Source organism: Halogeometricum limi (assembly GCF_900115785.1).
GTDB lineage: Archaea > Halobacteriota > Halobacteria > Halobacteriales > Haloferacaceae > Halogeometricum > Halogeometricum limi.
This window is the reverse complement of sequence record NZ_FOYS01000001.1, coordinates 424769-440966: the sequence shown is the minus strand read 5'-3', so window position 1 is coordinate 440966 and position 16198 is coordinate 424769. Positions and strand designations below refer to the sequence as shown.

Sequence of the window (16198 nt, the reverse complement as noted above, 5' to 3'; positions counted from 1 at the left end):
CCGTGAGCGACCAGTTCACCGTCCGCCGGGCGGAAGACGGCGACGGGGAGCGACTCCGAACCGTCGCCGAGAGTTCGATGACCGCCTCGTACGCGCTGAGCCCGCGCGACATCGAGCAGATGGTCGACGCCGAGTTCGGCGAAGCGGAACGGCGACGGCGACGAGACGCGGACGACTACGAGTCGTTCGTCGCCGAGACGACCGAAGACGACGTGCTCGCGGGCGTCGTCGTCGTCGACGGCGAGTCAGTGCGGCGACTCCACGTCGACCCCGAACGGCGGGGGATGGGCATCGGAACGGCCCTGTTCGAACGCGCTACCGAGGAACTCAGAGACCGAGACGGGACGACTCCGCACGCGGTCGCGATGGCGGCCAACAACACCGCCGGAGCGTTCTTCGAGCGGTTCGGCCTCGAACAGGTCGGAGAACGGACCGTCGAGGTCGGCGGCCGAGAGGTCGTCGAGTACGTCTACGCCGAACCGGCGGCGACGGACGAAGACGAGGCGGACACCTCCGAACGAGACGCGTCCGAGGAGGGAGACGGCGAGACGGCGGCAGACGTCGACACGTCGTCGTTCCCGGACACCGTCGAAGCCGACGGCGAGACGGTGTACCTCGGAACGGACCCGTTGACGGGGACGGAAGGCGCGTTCGTTCCGACGTACCTCGACGGCGGTCTGAACGAAGCGTACGGCTACTACTGCGGGAACTGCGCGTCGGTCGACGTGTCGATAGACAGTATGGAGCGGTTGGAGTGTGCGAACTGCGGGAACACGAGAGCCCCCGACGAGAACTACGACGGCTCCTACCTGTAGCCGAGAGAATGTGTCTGCGTCGCGGCGACGACCGGGTTCGGCGACGAATGGCTGCCGAAGACGTGCGCGAGGAGACGCCCGCGACGTCGGTGGCGGGCGACGGGTCCGACGTCAGTCGTCCGCGGGAACCGTCTCGGGCGGCGTCGTCTCGGGGCCCTCTTCCTCGCGGGCCGCCTTCTCCTCTTCTTCCTTCTTCGCCTTGATCTTCTTCAGGCGGAAGATCTCTTCGCGCTCTTGCTCTTCGAGTTTCTGCTCGATGTACTCTTTGTTCTCGTAGAGGTCGGGCAGGAGTTTGAACTCCAGCGCGTTGACGCGGCGTTTCGTCGTCTCTATCTCTTCGAGCATCTTCTTCATCGCCGTCTCGACCTCTGCGGCGAGGATGATGGACTCTAAGAGTTCCTCGTAGGCGTCGGCGGCCTCGTCGATGCGAGCGGAGGAGCCGAGCAGACCGTACCCGCGCTGGTCGAGCGACTTCTTCACGCGCGAAGACTCGATCTGGGGCACGACGACGCCCATGATGTTCTTCGACTGCGTCGTAATCTCGGGGTGCTCTTTGAGGGCCGCGGCGGCACCGCGAACCGCCACGTCGCCCTCCATCGCGCGAGCCATGTTGATCTTCGACTGCGCCGTCTCGTAGTCTTGGTTCAGTTGCGAGCGGACGTCCTGCGCCTGGTCGAGGATGTCCATGAACTCCATGATGAGACCGTCACGCTTCTGTTCGAGCGTGTCGTGGCCTCGCTCGGAGAGTTCGATGCGGTCCTCTATCGCCATCAAGTTCTTGCGAGTGGGTTTGACGTCTTCGGCCATCCTTGCGGGTTCGTTGTGGGTGGAGGGGGTTAATCCTTTTCAGTCACCGTGGTGACCACAGCCCTCCTTCCCGGTCGAGCGCGGAGACGGCGGTGCGGATACGGGGGCGGTCAGCGTGTCGAGCAGAGGGTCTGCAAGCCGTGATACGCGAACAGTATCCGACAGCGCCGCCGCTTTGACGTCGGGCGGTGAAAGAGAAACGGGAGTGAGAGTGCGTCGCTTCAGTCGGCGGCGACTTCTTCGGTCTCTTCTTCGCGGTAGTGTGCTTCGATGAGCTCCTCGTCGACGCGGTTGAGTTCGTCCTTGGGGAGCATCGAGAGCAGGTCCCAGCCGATTTCGAGCGTCTCTTCGATGGTTCGGTTGGTGTCGTAGCCCTGGTCGACGAACTCGTCCTCGAAGCGGTCGGCGAAGTCGAGGTACTTGTTGTCGAGGTCCGACAGCGCCTCGCGGCCGACGATGTTCACGAGGTCACGAAGGTCCTCACCCTCCGCGTACGCGGCGTACATCTGGTCGGAGACGTCCGCGTGGTCCTCACGGGTCAGGCCCTCGCCGATACCGTCGTCCATCAGGCGCGAGAGCGACGGGAGCACGTTGACCGGGGGTTGGACGCCCTGACTGTTCAGGTCGCGGTCCATCATAATCTGCCCCTCGGTGATGTACCCGGTCAGGTCCGGGATGGGGTGCGTGTCGTCGTCGCCGGGCATCGTGAGGATGGGAATCTGCGTGACAGAGCCTTCACGACCCTTGATACGACCGGCGCGCTCGTACAACTGCGCCAGGTCGGTGTACATGTATCCGGGGTAGCCACGTCGGCCCGGAACCTCCTCACGCGCGGCACCGATCTCTCGGAGCGCCTCGCAGTAGTTGGTCATGTCCGTCAGGATGACGAGCACGTGGTAGTCCTTCTCGAACGCGAGATACTCGGCCGTCGTGAGCGCCATCCGCGGCGTGACCGTCCGCTCGACTGCGGGGTCGTCCGCGAGGTTCATGAAGACGACGGAGCGTTCGAGCGCGCCCGTGCGCTCGAAGTCGTCCATGAACTCGTTGGCCTCTTCGGCCGTGATACCCATCGCGCCGAAGATGACTGCGAACTCCGAGCCGCCGTCCTCGTCGTCCGCCTCTTCCGGCACCGTCGCCTGACGGGCGACCTGAAGCGCGAGGTCGTTGTGCGGCAGTCCCGACCCGGAGAAGATGGGGAGCTTCTGCCCGCGGACGAGCGTGTTCATGCCGTCCACCGCGGAGACGCCCGTCTGGATGAACTCCTCGGGGTACTCGCGCGAGTAGGGGTTGATGGCCGCCCCGACGATGTCGTGGCGCTCGTCGGGGACGATGTCCGGGCCGCCGTCGATGGGCTGACCGGAACCGTCGAGGACCCGCCCGAGGAGGTCCTCGGTGACGGGCATCTTCATCGTCTCACCCAGGAAGCGGACGGACGCGTTCTTGTCGATACCGGTGGTTCCCTCGAACACTTGGATGGCGACGACGCCTTCCGATGATTCGAGAACCTGTCCGCGCTTGGTTTCGCCTTCTGGCGTCTCGATTTCGACGATTTCGTCGTATCCGATCGGCTCGTCGACTTCGGCGAACACCAGCGGACCGCTGATCTCGGAGATTGTCTGGTACTCTTTCATGTTAGTACAGCTCCCGGAGCTGTTCTTGAATGTCTGCTTCCAGTTCCGCGATGAACTCCTTCCAGTCGTCCTGCACGGCGATGCGGTTCAGCCGCGGTGCGGCGTCGATGGAGATAATCTCCTCGACGGGGACGCCCGCTTCGAGCGCCTTGAACGCTTCGTCGTTGAAGTGGTGGATGGTGGTGAGCATCGCGAACGTCTTCTCCGGCGGACAGTACATGTCGTTCGGGTTGAACGCGTTCTGCTGGAGGTACGCCTCCTTGAGGTAGCTCGCCACTTCGAGGGTGAGCTGCTGGTCCTCGGGGAGCGCGTCCTTGCCGACGAGCTGAACGATCTCTTGGAGTTCGCCCTCCTCGTCGAGGACGTCGACCGCCCACTGGCGTTCGACGGGCCAGTCGTCGTCGACGTTCTCCTGGAACCACGGGTCGAGCTGCTCTTTGTACAGCGAGTACGACTCGTTCCAGTTGATAGCCGGGAAGTGACGACGCTCTGCGAGGTCGGCGTCGAGCGCCCAGAACGTCTTGACGATACGCAGGGTGTTCTGCGTCACCGGCTCGGAGAAGTCGCCGCCGGGCGGCGACACCGCGCCGATAGCCGAGATGGACCCTTCCGTCCCGTTGATGTTCTCGAACGCACCGGCGCGCTCGTAGAACTCGGAGAGACGCGCGGAGAGGTAGGCGGGGTAGCCCTCCTCTCCGGGCATCTCTTCGAGACGCGAGGAAATCTCGCGCATGGCCTCCGCCCACCGGGAGGTGGAGTCGGCCATGAGTGCCACGTCGTACCCCATGTCGCGGTAGAACTCCGCGATGGTGATACCCGTGTACACGCAGGATTCGCGGGCCGCCACGGGCATGTTGGACGTGTTCGCGATGAGCGACGTCCGCGCCATGAGCGGGTTACCCGTCGACGGGTCTTCGAGTTCCGGGAAGTCGTCGATGACCTCCGTCATCTCGTTGCCACGCTCACCACAGCCGACGTAGACGATGATGTCCGCGTCGGCGAACTTGGCGAGGCTGTGCTGGGTGACGGTCTTCCCCGACCCGAACGGACCGGGAATCGCGGCCGTCCCACCCTTCGCGATGGGGAACAGACCGTCGAGGATGCGCTGACCGGAGACGAGGGGTTTCCGGGGCGTCTTCTTCGTCGCGGAGGGTCGGGCCTCGCGGACCGGCCACTCCTGCCGCATCGTGATCTCTTCGCCGTTGTCGAGCGTCACGACGGGTTCGGTCACGGTGAACGAACCGGATTCGACGCTGTCGACTTCTCCGCCCTCGAAGTCCGGCGGCACCATGACCTTGAGGTCGATGGTGACCGTCTCTTCGACGACGCCGACGACGTCGCCGGGTTCGACGACGTCTCCGACTTCGACGGTGGGGTCGAACTCCCACTCTTTCTCTAACTCGATACCGGGTGCGTCCACACCGCGGTCGAGGTAGGGGCTACCCATCTTGGTCTCAAGCACGTCGAGGGGTCGCTGGACACCGTCGTAGATGGTGTCGAGCAGGCCGGGACCCAGGTCGACGGTCAGCGGGTCGCCCGTGTTCTCGACGGGTTCGCCGGGACCGACGCCGGAGGTCTCCTCGTACACCTGAATCGTCGTGATGTCGCCCTCAATCTCGATGACTTCGCCCATCAGCCCTTCGTCGCCCACGTAGACGACGTCGTTCATACGGGCGTCGAGGTCACGGGCGGTCACGACAGGACCACTCACGCTTGCGATGATGCCGTCCTCGCGAACGGACTCTTGTGTCTGACTCATGTTAGTCTTCGTCCTCGTCCATCAGGTCGATACCGATGGCTCGTTTGATCTGGTCTCGGAGGCCGCCTGCGCCCGCACCGCCGCCGAGGGTGACCAGCGTGGGTTCGATGCTGGTCTCGACGGACTGGCGGACCTGCCGGGAGAGGAGGTCGAGGTCGCCGTCGTACATCACGATGATGCCGACGTCGTCGTCCTCCAGCGTCCGGCTGACGGCTTCGTCGAGCTGTTCGTCTTTCTCTTCGTCGGGCACGTTCTCGAACTTTCGGACGCCGGCGAGACGGAAGCCGGTCGTGAAGTCCGGACTGCCGACGACGGCAATCTCCTGACTCATTGGATGACCAGCTCCTGCTCTATCTCGTCCTCCGACAGACCGGCTTCTCGGCCGCGTGCGATGGCCCGGATGTTGTCGACCTCTTGTTCCTTCGCGAGGATGTAAGAGACGACCGGACTCACCGACAGCGGGAACACGTAGCCGAGGCCGTCCGCGTACTCGAGAAGCGCCGACTCCAGCGCGCGCTCGAACCCGATGAGGCTACTCGCCGATTCGAGTTCGTCCAGCGCGTTCGAGAGTTCGTCGCCGTACTTCGAGTCGCGAATCTTCGCGACGAGTTCGTCGGGGTTCTGCGCCAGCGTCACGAGTTCCGTCGCGGAGAACAGTGACCCGCCTTCGATGTAGTAGTCTGCGGGGTCGATGTCCGCACCGCTTCGCGCGAGGCGGAGCGCGTTCCGGGCGTTCCGGAAGTCGATCTCCGCTTCGAGGTACTCGCGGTACTGCTCTGTCGCCTCGTCGACGACGAGGCCGTCGAGGAGGTTCTCGTAGTACGCGCGGTCGAGTGCGTTCTCGATGGGGACGAGGACGCCGCTGTCCTCGTAGTCCTCGTACGCCTGTTCGAGACCGGCGTCGAACATCGTACCGTCGAGGCGTTCGACGACCTCTTCGATGGTCGTCGCGTCGAGCAACCGGTCGAGGAACCGGTCGTCGAACTCGCCGGCTCGGATCAGGTCCGCGTCGACCGACTCTTTGTCGGCCTCCGAGTAGATGCCGCGGACGATGGTCTTGACGTTCCACGCGTCGAACTTGCGCAGGTACCGGGCGATGAGGTCGTACAGGCGGCCGTCCGCCCACTTGAGGATGTCGTTGAACTGCTTCGCGAGGTTACGGTTCAGCGCGAACTCGATGAGGTCGACACCCGAGAACCGCGACCCGAGTGCGTTGATCTCCTCTTCGTACTCCGACTCCTCCATAAAACGGGCGATCTCGGCCGGCCCCATCCGGACCAGTTTGCGGTACTCCTCCTCGTCGAACAGAGCGGCACTGCGCGCTCTGACGCGGGCATTTACGTACTCGGGGTTGGAACCGCCGGCAGTACTCATTGGTCGAACAGTCGTGAACTCACTTCCTTGAGGTTGTCCTCCCAGACGCCCTCAAGAACGGAGTCGAACGTGTTGTTGACCCGAACGCGCGACTGTGTGCTCTCGACGACGACGCCACCGAGACAGTCGTAACTGTCTCCGAAGGCGTAGCCGTCGTAGTCTTCGAGGATGTCCTCGATGAGCGCTTTGTCGGCGGCGCGGCCGTGGACGACGACGTCGCCGCCGTCGAACTCGTCGGCCGCGTCGTCTAGTAGCGAACGGGTGAGCGTTTCGCGGCGGTCACCGGAGAGAGAGGCGAGTTCGTCCTCGACCTGCCCGCGGACGTCTTGGAGAACGTCGCGACGCGCTTCGAGGCGCTTCTGCTTGGCCTCGAGTTTCGCGCTGGACAGGGCTTGCTCGCGCTCTTGTTCGACCTGACGTTCGACGTCGGTCTCACGCGCTTCGAGGAGTTCTTCGGCGTCAGCCTCCGCCTCCTCGATAATCTCGTCGGCGCGTTGCTCTCCGTCCTCTCGAATTTCCTCCGCACGCGCGCGGGCTTCGTCTCGGATGTCTTCGACGACGTTATCCAAACTCATTTGATGGAAAGGGAGAGGGTGCTTTAGACGATGAACACGACGACCAGCGCGAGGATGACGAGCGTCTCCGGCAGGACGGTCAGGATGAGACCGTTGACGAAGAGGTCGTTGTCCTCTGCGATGGCGCCCATCGCGGCGGCACCGATACCACGCTCTGCGTAGCCTGCGCCGAAGGCGGCGAGGCCGACTGCGAGAGCAGCGGCGGCGGAAGGACTGATAGCCGGGCCAGACGACTGAAGTGCGATGTTTTCGAGCATTTTGTATGAATCTCCTTTTTACCGGATTGCGTCTCCGAACAGGCATATGTCACCGGGGGCATCTCATAAAGCTTCCCAAACCGAGTCGGAAAACGGTGAGAAGGACCCCCGATTCCGGTGGATTCACACAGAACCGACTGGCCGAACGGGTTCGAGTTAGAGGGTCATAAACAAATCGAGATGCGGTCGGTGCTCTCGTCGTGAACGAACGTTCTCGCACGGGAGAAGTCGTCTCCGCGAACGGTCCGTCGCGGTCGCTCACGGCGCAGCGAAAGAGAGGAGAGACGAGTCCCCGTCGGACTCGGTCAGTCTTCGGTCGTGAACTTCCGGTCGTAGCCGAACGGTTCGTAGTCGCGGCCGCCGCCCTCGTAGAACTTGTTGAAGAACTCGACGTACTCGAGACGCACGGCCTGCAGGCCGGCGCTCGTCACACCGAGTGCGAGCACGAGAACGTGGCCGATGACGAGGACGAGCAGTCCGACGAGGACCGTCGCCGCACCGCCGTGGACGAGGCCGCCGAACATGATTTCGGTGACCTCGTAGCCGTGGTAGGCCAGCGTCTCGCCGGGGCCGAGTGCCGCCACGGCACTGGCGTCCGGCATCCCGCCGAGTCCGAAGTGCCAGCCGCCCTTGGAGTCGACGTACACGCCGAAGAACAGCAGGTTGACCGTGAAGGCCATCCCGGCCTTCGCGAGCAACACCGCCGCGATACGGGTGTACGACAGGACGTTCACGAGCACGTTCAGGAACTCGACGACTTCGATGGGTTCGCCGACGGCGAGGAGGACGACGCCGAGCACGAACAGCCCGAAGCCGACCCAGCCGACGGTGGCCGAGAAGCCGGCGAATCCGATGGGCAGGACGCCCTCCGCGGAGAACGTCGTGTAGAGGAACTCCGGAGCGGTCCCGGAGACCACGTCGCTGAATATCCAGACCCACAGGCCGTTCAGCATCAGGAGCCACGAGCCGCTCTCGTAGACGGCGTGCTTCGCGTCGTGGAGTTCGAGGTTCTCGAAGAAGTCGAATATCCACCCGATGTTCAGGTGGATGATTCCGAGGAGCACGCTCACGACGAGCCAGCCGAGTGCCCACTCAGACGTCGCGGGCGAGAGACCCTTCTCTATCGGGGCGTGCGAGAGACCGACGACGCCCTCCCAGAACTGCGACGCGATGAGGTGCAGTCCGAATATCTCACCGTAGAGGATACCGAACAGCGTCGTGAATAAGCCGGCCGCGATGGTGATTCCGCCCATGCTCTTGAACGCCGGACGGTCGTCGAACTTCGTCCAGAGGAAGTAGCCGATGAGCGTGTAGAGGATACCGTACCCGAAGTCACCGATCATGAACCCGAAGAACGCCGGGAACGTGAGAAAGAGGATGACCGTCGGGTCGAACTCGTAGTAGCTCGGACGGCTGACCGCCTGCACGAGAATCTCGAACGGCTTGACCGGTCCGGAGTTGTCCTGGACCGTCGGCGGTTCGTCGTTCTTCATGACGACTGCGCCGCCGTCGGACCGCACGTCCGACGAGGCCACGTTACCGTGACCGCCGTCGGCGCGCGCCTCGCCGCCGTCTGCGGCGGCGGCGGGCTTACCCGACCCACCGCTGCCGGCGGCCGGGTCCTCGCGGACGTGGTCGTCGCCGCTCTTCGAGAACGTCGCGCGTTCGAGTTCTTCGACCTGCACGCGTTCGCCGACGTCCTCTTTGAGCGCGGACTTGAACTCCGTGAAGCGAGCGGACGGAATCCAGCCCTCGGCGATGAAGGCGTTCTCCGTCGTCGCGAAGGAGAGCGGCGCTTCGGTCTTCTGGACGTCGATAGAGAGCTTCTCTTCGGCGGCGAGCAGGAAGCCCGCGGCGTCGAGTTTCAGGTTCTCCAGTTCGTCCTCGACGGTTTCGAGGTCGGACTGGACCTGCTGATGCTCGTGTTCGAGTTCGCGGACGTACTCCTGCGGACTCGAATCGGCGTCGGGGATTTCGAGCGAGGCGAAGTCGGCGCTGACGAGGGCGTCCGCGAGTGCGGAGTCGTCGGCGTCGGACGCCGGGCGGGCGAAGACGGCGAGCGTCTGGTCGCCCTCGAATATCTCGTAGTCGACGAGTTCCTCGGAGTCGACGATGGCGCGTTCGACGGCGTCACGCTTGCCCCGGCCGACCGCGACCTGCAGGGAGTCGTAGCCCGACAGGAGGTCGAGGTCGATGCCGAGGTCCTCGAACGGCGACATCGTGTCGATGCGCTCTTCGATGTCGCGGAGTTGCTGGCGGAGCGCCTGCCGCTCGTCGTCCAGTTCGTTCACCTGCGCTCGAATCTCTTCGAGTTCCGCCTCCAACGCGTCGTCGGTGACGATGCGGGTCGGTCCCGCGTCGGCCTCGTCGACGTCGAGGATGCTCTCTAACGACCGGACGGTGACGAGCTTGTCCGAGGCGCTCTCTGCGCCCTCGGCCGGGTCGCCGGGGGAGAACCCCTCCCACGAACCGTCGTACTCGGTCATGTGAAGCAGGCGGAGGTCGTGGACCGTCTCGACGACCGAGTCCATCACGCGCTTGGACCCGGTCACCGAGACCTTGCTCATCTGTTCAGGTCTGAGCATGCACCGCCTCCTCGAACTGGTCGATGGCGTACTCGACCGCCTCCTCGGTGTTCGCCTCTGCGTCGCGGACGAGGCGTTTTCTGGCCTCCTCGCCCTCTTTCAGAATCTCTTCGCGTTCGGCTTCTATCTCCTCGCGAGCCGCCGCGAGACGCTCGGATTCGTGTTCACGTGCCTCCTCTTCGGCTTGTTGACGGATTTCTTCGGCCTTCCGTCGCGCGTCAGCGATCCGCTCCTCGCGGTCCGCCTCAGCCTCGGCGACGATGTCGTCAGCGTCGGATTCGGCCGTCTTGATCCGTTCGAGAACCTCTGGTCTCGGCATACTCGTATCACCGAAAAGTTGCATCACCGGCGTATAAGGTGTTTGCGGAAACCTCGCGCGGTCCGACCCACGTCGGAGCCGCGCGCGCGAGCGAGAATCCGCACGGTTATCACCGCCGGGTCCTAACTTCGCGGCGATGGGAGTCCTCGAGAACAAGTCACGGGCACGTCTGTTCTACAAGTACCTCTCGAAGGTGTACGACCAGATCAACCCCTACATCTGGAACGAGGAGATGCGCGACGAGGTACTCGAACTCCTCGGCGTCGAGCCCGACGACCGCGTCCTCGACGTCGGGTGCGGCACCGGGTTCGCCACGGAGGGCCTCCTCCGCTACTCCGACGACGTGCACGGCTTAGACCAGAGCATCCACCAACTGCAGAAGGCGTTCGCCAAGTTCGGAAAGACCGACGAAGTCCGCTTCTACCGCGGCGACGCCGAGCGCCTGCCGTTCGCGGACGACTCCTTCGACGTCGTGTGGTCGTCCGGGTCTATCGAGTACTGGCCGAACCCCGTCGACGCCCTCGAGGAGTTCCGCCGCGTCGTCAAGCCCGGCCACCGCGTGCTCGTCGTCGGCCCCGACTACCCACAGAGCGGCCTGTTTCAGCGTGTCGCCGACGCAATCATGCTGTTCTACGACGAGAACGAGGCTCAGCGGATGTTCGAGGAGGCCGGGTTCGTCGACATCGAACACCACATCCAGCAGGCGTACCCCGGAAGCCCGAAGGCGATTACGACCATCGCGCGCGCACCGGAGTCCGACGAGACCCGCGACGCCGAAGCGGACGAGCGTTCGACGACCGACGCGGCGTCCGAATCGGCGTCCTCGGCGGACGTCGGTGTCGAGACCGAAGCCTGACGCGGACGCGCAGGACCCCGTCCGCTACCTTCTGCGCCCGCTACCTTCTGCGTCCGCTACGTTCTGACCGCCGCCCGCAGCGTCGCGAGCGGACGCGACGACGTTCCGCGATACAGTCGCACCGTGACCGTCCGACCGGCCTCGGGAACGGGGTCGTTCGTTCCCGCGACGCGGAGACGTCCCGTCTCGCCCGCCGACCAGACGCCGTCTCCCGCGACGTTGAACGGTCCCGTCGGCCCGGACCCGAACCCGCGCGCGGCGAAGAACGGGAGCGGTGGCTGGTGCTTCAACGCGTCGCCGTCGACGACCACGACGAGTCGGAGGTCCGAGACGACGAGCGCTGGCCCCCGTTCGTACGTCACCGCGAGCCAGTCCCCCGAGACGGACAGCGAGAACGCAGTCGGGGCGTCGAAGTCGGCGTTTCGAGGTGGGGGGTCACCGACGGAGACGACGGCACCGCTCGCCGTCGCGACGGCGGCCGAGAGCGAGACGACCAGGACGACGAGAAGCGCCGTCCCGACGACGGGCGAGAGCGCACGGTCGGTCACGGGGGGTCTGGTCCCGGCTTCCGACAAGAAGGTTCGTGACCGCGGCGCTCAGGACTGTATGGGGGTGGAGGTGACGAGCGAACTGTTCTCGGACGCCGTCTCGTTCACCAACGGCGGGTCGCTCGGTTGGACCGTGAGAACGACGACGGAGTTGCCGCGGATGGCGGTCACCTGGTACGCTTGACCGGGGGCCATCGTCCAGAGCGACCCGTCGGACCCCGTCTCGCCGACGACGACGCTCCGTCCGCCGCGCGGACCGACGGTGATTCGCGCGTCGGTCGGTGCGCCCGTCTGGCTGTCGTTGAGCCGAATCCGAACCGGGCCTCCCGGATAGGTCTGCGCAGCCGAGAGTTCCAGACCGTCTTTCACCGCGCTCTGCTCCGGGGCCGTCTGCATCGTGTCGAGCGGTCGGTACTGGAACTCTTTGAACACGCGCTGGGACCCGCTGTCGACGAAGGAGACCAGTTGCCCCCGGCGGTGCTGGACGCGGACGAGGTAGCTGTTGTCGCCCGACAGCGTCCCGACGACGTTGACGCCGTCTTGGGACGTCTGCAGCGCGAAGATGGACGGATACGCCTCGGCGGTGATGTTCGCCGCCTCGTCGAGCGTGATGCGTCCGGACCCGCGCGCCCGTCGGTCGCCGAGGTACGCCTCTCTGACGTACGTGTCGTCGTGAATCGTGCTGATGACGACGCTGTTCGACCCCGTCTGGAGGAAGAAGCGCGACGGGTCGTCCGCGCCGCGGAGAACGTCGGCGGCGTGCTGTCTGACCGGGCCGGTGAACGTGTCGAGTTCGCGTTCGAGCGTCGCCGACCGCGAATCGACGGTGAAGTCGTCCATCGACCCGGCGGACTCCCGAATCAGTTGCCGGCGCTCTTCGAGCGCCCGAGCGTCGATGTCGATGGTGGCGAGTTGGACGAGGAACGTTCGGGCGTCGATTCGACCCGCGCCGTACGCTCGAATCGCCGCCTGCTGTCGCGTTCGCAGCGAGATGGCACGCTGTTCTATCTCGGAGAGTTCCTGCAGGATAATCTGCTGGCGCCTGTCCGTCGTCTGCGCCGACTCGATGCGGTCGAGCGTCGCGAGCGTCTCGACGCGAGCGTCGGTCTCGTTCTCGTCGAACGCGAGCGCGGGACCCAGGCTGACGTGCCGCGTTTCCAGCGAACTCTGCGTCGTCTCGGCCTGCGTGATACCGAGAATGTGGAGCGTCGCGTTCTGTGCCGTCTGGTTCGTCACGACGACGTCGGAGGAGGGAGGGGAGGCGGCGGGCGCGAGCGACGGCCCGGCGTCACCGGCGGGTGATGCGGTCCCCGGTGCCACCGCGCCGACGACTGACGAGAACACCAGAACGACGACGACCATCGCGGGGAGGGCTCTCATTGCCCGTAGTACCGCGGAGGAGTACAAAAAACGTCGCCATTCGCTCAGACGGCCGACTCAAACCCGCTCGTGGCGATGGAAAGCGTTTTGAGCGCTCCACGTACAACCTCCAACAAATGCGGATAGCCGCGTTGACCGTAGCCCTCCTCTTGGTGTTCTCCGGTGCCGTTCCTGTCGTCGCGTCGGCGTCGACGGCGACGGCCGAGAGCGACGCCCCTCACGCCGTCGGACCCGATTCTGCCGCCGTCGCACAGACCGCGGCGCAGTTCGAGGACCAACCGCGGACCGTACTGCGCGTGCGACTGCGAGACAGCGGCGACGCGGTGTGGCGCGTCGAGATGCGGTACGCGCTCGACACCCCGAACGAGACGGCCGCGTTCGAGCGAATCGGCCGGGAGTACGCGAACGGCGACAGCGACGTCGGCGTCGACGCCGGCCTGTTTCGCCGAATCGCCAACCGGACGAGCGAAGCCACCGGTCGGGAGATGGAGGTGCGAAACGCCTCGTACGGCTACAGCGTCGACGAGGGGTCCTCGACCGGGACCCTGACCGTCGAGTTCGTCTGGACGAACTTCCTCGAAGAACGGGGCGACGGGAACCTCGCACTCGGGGACGCGTTCCGCCTTCCGTCCGGGGAGTCCGAGGAACCGCGGTCGTGGCTGTCGCTTCTGAGTTCCGACCAACGCCTCGTCGTCCAGACGCCGCCGGGGTACGCGACGGACACGACGAGCATCGAAGTCCTCCAGCGCAACAACAGCATCATCGTCGACGGCCCCGGAACGTTCGAGGGCGAAGACGGCCTCGTCGTCACCTACCGGAAGACGAGCACCGAACCCGCCGGCGTGCCGTGGGACCTCGTCGTCGGCGGCGGCATCGTCGTCGCCCTCCTCGTCCTCGTCGCGGCCGTCGTCTTCCGGTGGCAGTCGGGCGGTGGGAGCGGTACGAAAGCCGGCGGTCCGGGGTCGGCGACGGACGCGGGCGACGCGGCGATGAACGGCGGCGTCGCGAAGCAGTCCGGCGACGCCCCCACCGCCGCGAACGAGGATGCCGGCGGTGCCGACGGCGACGCGACCGCCTCACCGACGGACGCCGGCGGCGACGCGGACGGAGACGAAGGCGAGGGAGAAGAGGAAGTCGACCTCTCCCTGCTCTCCGACGAGGAGCGCGTCGAACACCTCCTCGAACGCGAGGGCGGACGGATGAAGCAGGCGAACATCGTCAAAGAGACCGGCTGGTCCGACGCCAAGGTGTCGCAACTGCTGTCCGCGATGGCCGACGAGGGCCGCGTGGAGAAACTCCGCCTCGGCCGCGAGAACCTCATCTCGCTGCCCGACGAAGCAGACGAAGAGTAGCAACTGGTGCGAGAGCGACCGGAAGCGAGAGTGGACGACCGGAAGCGCTTCCACCGGGAGAGAACTCGGGCCGCGGGAGCGGGGTTTCCGAAAGGGTTTACCGACGCGTGACGGTAGTGGTCGATGATGAAGGTTCTCGTGACCGTCAAGGAGGTTGCCGAAGTCGAGGACGACTTCGAGATCGCCGACCTGGACGTCGACCCGCGGTACCTGGAGTACGACCTGAACGAGTGGGACGAGTACGCCGTCGAGTCGGCCGTCCAACTCGCCGAAGCGGCCGACGAGGAGGTCGAAGTCGTCTCCGTGACCATCGGCCCCGAACGGAGCGAGGAGACGATTCGGATGGCCCTCGCGAAGGGCGTCGACCGCGCGGTTCGCGTGTGGGACGACGACATCGAAGCCGCGGAGTTCCTCGACGTGGCCTCGAAGGTCCGACTGCTCGAAGCCGTCGTCGCCGAAGAGGACCCCGACATCGTCCTCTCGGGCGTACAGGCGCACGACACCGGGTTCGGCGCGACGGGCGTCGCCCTCGCCGACGCCATCGGGTTCGAGTGGGGTGCCGTCGTGAACGCACTCGACATCGAGGGCGTCCTGAACGACGGCGTCGCCCGCGTCCACCGCGAACTCGAAGGCGGTATCGAGGAACTCACCGAGATAGACCTCCCCGCCGTGTTGACCATCCAGACGGGTATCAACGAACCGCGCTACGCCAGCCTCCGCGGCATCCGGCAGGCGCAGTCGAAAGAGATTGCGCCGAAGACGCTCTCGGACCTCGGTCTGGACTTCTCGGCCGTCGAGAGCGAACTGTTCCTGACCGACATGTACGAACCGGAGACCGAGTCCGACGCGACGTACTTCGAGGGTGACGCCGGCGAGCAAGCCGCCGCCCTTGCGTCGGCCCTGCGAGAGAAGGGGGTGGGCGCGGAATGAGCGACGTCCTCATCGTCGCCGAACACCGCCGCGGCGAGATTCGCGACGTGAGCTACGAACTCGTCACCGCGGGCCGCGAACTGGCCGACGCGACGGGTGGTGACCTCCATCTGGCCGTCGTCAGCGGCGACGTCGACGAGTTCGCGACGCGCCTGAATCTCGACGGCGTCGACGCCATCCACACCGTCGACTACGGCGAGGAGTTCAACCACGACGTGTACGCGCAGGCGACGTGCGCCCTCGTCGACGACATCGACCCGCAGTTCGTCCTCATGCCGAACTCCGTGAACGGGTTGGACTACGCGCCCGCCGTGGCGAACCGCCTCGACCTCCCCCTCGTCTCCGACGCCGTCGGGATGACGTTCGACGGCGGCCTCACGGTCACCCGCGAGATGTACGGGTCGAAAGTCGAGACGACCATCGAAGTCGACGCCGAACGCGCGACGGTGACCATCCGCGGCGGCGAGTGGAAAGCGACCGACGCCGACGGCGACGCCGATATCGCCGCCTTCGACTTCGCGCCCGACGAGTCGGCCATCAACTCCACCGTCACCGGGTTCGAGGAAGTCGCCGGCGGCGACGTGGACATCGCCGACGCGGACGTCCTCGTCTCCGTCGGCCGCGGTATCGAAGACGAGGAGAACATCGAACTCGTCGAGGAACTGGCCGACGCCCTCGGGGCGACGCTCTCCTCGTCGCGTCCCATCGTCGACAACGGCTGGCTTCCGAAGAACCGGCAGGTCGGCCAGTCCGGCAAAGTCGTCACGCCGAAGGTGTACATCGCCGTCGGCATCTCCGGCGCGGTGCAACACGTCGCGGGGATGAAAGGCTCCGAGACCATCGTCGCCATCAACACCGACCCGAACGCGCCCATCTTCGACATCGCCGACTACGGCGTCGTCGGCGACCTGTTCGAGGTCGTTCCGGAACTCATCGACGAGTTCCAGTAAGCGGCTTTTTTGGTCCAGATTTTTGCGGACGCGAACCCGTGAGCGTCCGGAAAAAGGTGG

General features: G+C 65.4%; 16 protein-coding genes. 5 read left to right on the top strand and 11 right to left on the bottom strand.

What is annotated here, in order from left to right:
- Positions 1–2 precede the first annotated feature (2 nt).
- A complete protein-coding gene (locus tag BM282_RS02315; protein WP_089876396.1) occupies positions 3–815 on the top strand; it encodes a GNAT family N-acetyltransferase in 813 nt (270 codons plus the stop codon).
- Positions 816–926: 111 nt separating this feature from the next.
- Here the strand turns inward: BM282_RS02315 and BM282_RS02310 are convergent, their stop codons facing one another.
- The 9 genes from BM282_RS02310 to ahaH all read right to left on the bottom strand — a co-directional run bounded on the left by BM282_RS02310 (position 927) and on the right by ahaH (position 10122).
- Positions 927–1622, bottom strand: coding sequence for a V-type ATP synthase subunit D (locus tag BM282_RS02310; RefSeq protein ID WP_089876394.1), 696 nt, complete (start codon positions 1620–1622; stop codon positions 927–929).
- A 221-nt stretch (positions 1623–1843) separates the two neighbouring features.
- Positions 1844–3253 (bottom strand): ATP synthase subunit B, encoded by a 1410-nt coding sequence (locus BM282_RS02305; protein ID WP_089876392.1) that lies wholly within the window; start codon positions 3251–3253, stop codon positions 1844–1846.
- A 1-nt stretch (position 3254) separates the two neighbouring features.
- Complete coding sequence (locus BM282_RS02300) at positions 3255–5012, bottom strand: V-type ATP synthase subunit A (RefSeq protein WP_089876390.1); 1758 nt, start codon at positions 5010–5012, stop codon at positions 3255–3257.
- A 1-nt stretch (position 5013) separates the two neighbouring features.
- On the bottom strand, positions 5014–5343 hold the full coding sequence (locus BM282_RS02295; protein ID WP_089876388.1) for a V-type ATP synthase subunit F: 330 nt from the start codon (positions 5341–5343) through the stop codon (positions 5014–5016).
- Entirely contained in the window at positions 5340–6386 is a 1047-nt protein-coding gene (locus BM282_RS02290; RefSeq protein ID WP_089876386.1) for a V-type ATP synthase subunit C, read from the bottom strand. The genes BM282_RS02295 and BM282_RS02290 overlap by 4 nt, the downstream gene beginning before the upstream one ends.
- Positions 6383–6961 carry a V-type ATP synthase subunit E gene (locus BM282_RS02285; RefSeq protein WP_089876384.1) on the bottom strand — a complete coding sequence of 193 codons (579 nt, stop codon included), beginning with the start codon at positions 6959–6961 and terminating at the stop codon, positions 6383–6385. Before BM282_RS02285 ends, BM282_RS02290 begins: the two co-directional genes overlap by 4 nt.
- Positions 6962–6984: 23 nt before the next feature.
- Positions 6985–7218: a hypothetical protein gene (locus BM282_RS02280; protein ID WP_089876382.1), complete on the bottom strand. Its 234-nt coding sequence runs from the start codon at positions 7216–7218 to the stop codon at positions 6985–6987.
- 305 nt (positions 7219–7523) lie between these two features.
- On the bottom strand, positions 7524–9803 hold the full coding sequence (locus tag BM282_RS02275; RefSeq protein WP_089876381.1) for a V-type ATP synthase subunit I: 2280 nt from the start codon (positions 9801–9803) through the stop codon (positions 7524–7526).
- On the bottom strand, positions 9790–10122 hold the full coding sequence (gene ahaH / locus BM282_RS02270) for an ATP synthase archaeal subunit H (protein WP_089876379.1): 333 nt from the start codon (positions 10120–10122) through the stop codon (positions 9790–9792). Before ahaH ends, BM282_RS02275 begins: the two co-directional genes overlap by 14 nt.
- Positions 10123–10258: 136 nt before the next feature.
- Here ahaH and BM282_RS02265 point away from each other — a divergent pair, with 136 nt between their 5' ends.
- Positions 10259–10978: a methyltransferase domain-containing protein gene (locus BM282_RS02265; RefSeq protein WP_089876377.1), complete on the top strand. Its 720-nt coding sequence runs from the start codon at positions 10259–10261 to the stop codon at positions 10976–10978.
- Positions 10979–11034: 56 nt separating this feature from the next.
- Here the strand turns inward: BM282_RS02265 and BM282_RS02260 are convergent, their stop codons facing one another.
- Both BM282_RS02260 and BM282_RS02255 read right to left on the bottom strand, forming a co-directional pair.
- On the bottom strand, positions 11035–11526 hold the full coding sequence (locus BM282_RS02260; RefSeq protein ID WP_089876375.1) for an archaellin/type IV pilin N-terminal domain-containing protein: 492 nt from the start codon (positions 11524–11526) through the stop codon (positions 11035–11037).
- A 48-nt stretch (positions 11527–11574) separates the two neighbouring features.
- Positions 11575–12906 carry a DUF7094 domain-containing protein gene (locus BM282_RS02255; RefSeq protein ID WP_245758272.1) on the bottom strand — a complete coding sequence of 444 codons (1332 nt, stop codon included), beginning with the start codon at positions 12904–12906 and terminating at the stop codon, positions 11575–11577.
- A 116-nt stretch (positions 12907–13022) separates the two neighbouring features.
- Here BM282_RS02255 and BM282_RS02250 point away from each other — a divergent pair, with 116 nt between their 5' ends.
- From BM282_RS02250 to BM282_RS02240, 3 genes are all read left to right on the top strand, one after another.
- Positions 13023–14258 carry a helix-turn-helix transcriptional regulator gene (locus tag BM282_RS02250; protein ID WP_089876373.1) on the top strand — a complete coding sequence of 412 codons (1236 nt, stop codon included), beginning with the start codon at positions 13023–13025 and terminating at the stop codon, positions 14256–14258.
- Between the two features lie 126 nt (positions 14259–14384).
- Positions 14385–15188 (top strand): electron transfer flavoprotein subunit beta/FixA family protein, encoded by an 804-nt coding sequence (locus BM282_RS02245; protein ID WP_089877312.1) that lies wholly within the window; start codon positions 14385–14387, stop codon positions 15186–15188.
- Positions 15185–16138, top strand: a complete 954-nt coding sequence (locus BM282_RS02240) for an electron transfer flavoprotein subunit alpha/FixB family protein (protein ID WP_089876371.1) — start codon at positions 15185–15187, stop codon at positions 16136–16138. The genes BM282_RS02245 and BM282_RS02240 overlap by 4 nt, the downstream gene beginning before the upstream one ends.
- The last annotated feature ends 60 nt before the right edge of the window (positions 16139–16198 follow it).

Coding starts and splice junctions, on each gene's coding strand:
- BM282_RS02310 (WP_089876394.1), bottom strand. CDS start 1,622: ATGGCCGAAGACGTCAAACCCACTCGCAAGAACTTGATGGCGATAGAG.
- BM282_RS02305 (WP_089876392.1), bottom strand. CDS start 3,253: ATGAAAGAGTACCAGACAATCTCCGAGATCAGCGGTCCGCTGGTGTTC.
- BM282_RS02300 (WP_089876390.1), bottom strand. CDS start 5,012: ATGAGTCAGACACAAGAGTCCGTTCGCGAGGACGGCATCATCGCAAGC.
- BM282_RS02295 (WP_089876388.1), bottom strand. CDS start 5,343: ATGAGTCAGGAGATTGCCGTCGTCGGCAGTCCGGACTTCACGACCGGC.
- BM282_RS02290 (WP_089876386.1), bottom strand. CDS start 6,386: ATGAGTACTGCCGGCGGTTCCAACCCCGAGTACGTAAATGCCCGCGTC.
- BM282_RS02285 (WP_089876384.1), bottom strand. CDS start 6,961: ATGAGTTTGGATAACGTCGTCGAAGACATCCGAGACGAAGCCCGCGCG.
- BM282_RS02280 (WP_089876382.1), bottom strand. CDS start 7,218: ATGCTCGAAAACATCGCACTTCAGTCGTCTGGCCCGGCTATCAGTCCT.
- BM282_RS02275 (WP_089876381.1), bottom strand. CDS start 9,803: ATGCTCAGACCTGAACAGATGAGCAAGGTCTCGGTGACCGGGTCCAAG.
- ahaH (WP_089876379.1), bottom strand. CDS start 10,122: ATGCCGAGACCAGAGGTTCTCGAACGGATCAAGACGGCCGAATCCGAC.
- BM282_RS02265 (WP_089876377.1), top strand. CDS start 10,259: ATGGGAGTCCTCGAGAACAAGTCACGGGCACGTCTGTTCTACAAGTAC.
- BM282_RS02255 (WP_245758272.1), bottom strand. CDS start 12,906: ATGAGAGCCCTCCCCGCGATGGTCGTCGTCGTTCTGGTGTTCTCGTCA.
- BM282_RS02250 (WP_089876373.1), top strand. CDS start 13,023: ATGCGGATAGCCGCGTTGACCGTAGCCCTCCTCTTGGTGTTCTCCGGT.
- BM282_RS02245 (WP_089877312.1), top strand. CDS start 14,385: ATGAAGGTTCTCGTGACCGTCAAGGAGGTTGCCGAAGTCGAGGACGAC.
- BM282_RS02240 (WP_089876371.1), top strand. CDS start 15,185: ATGAGCGACGTCCTCATCGTCGCCGAACACCGCCGCGGCGAGATTCGC.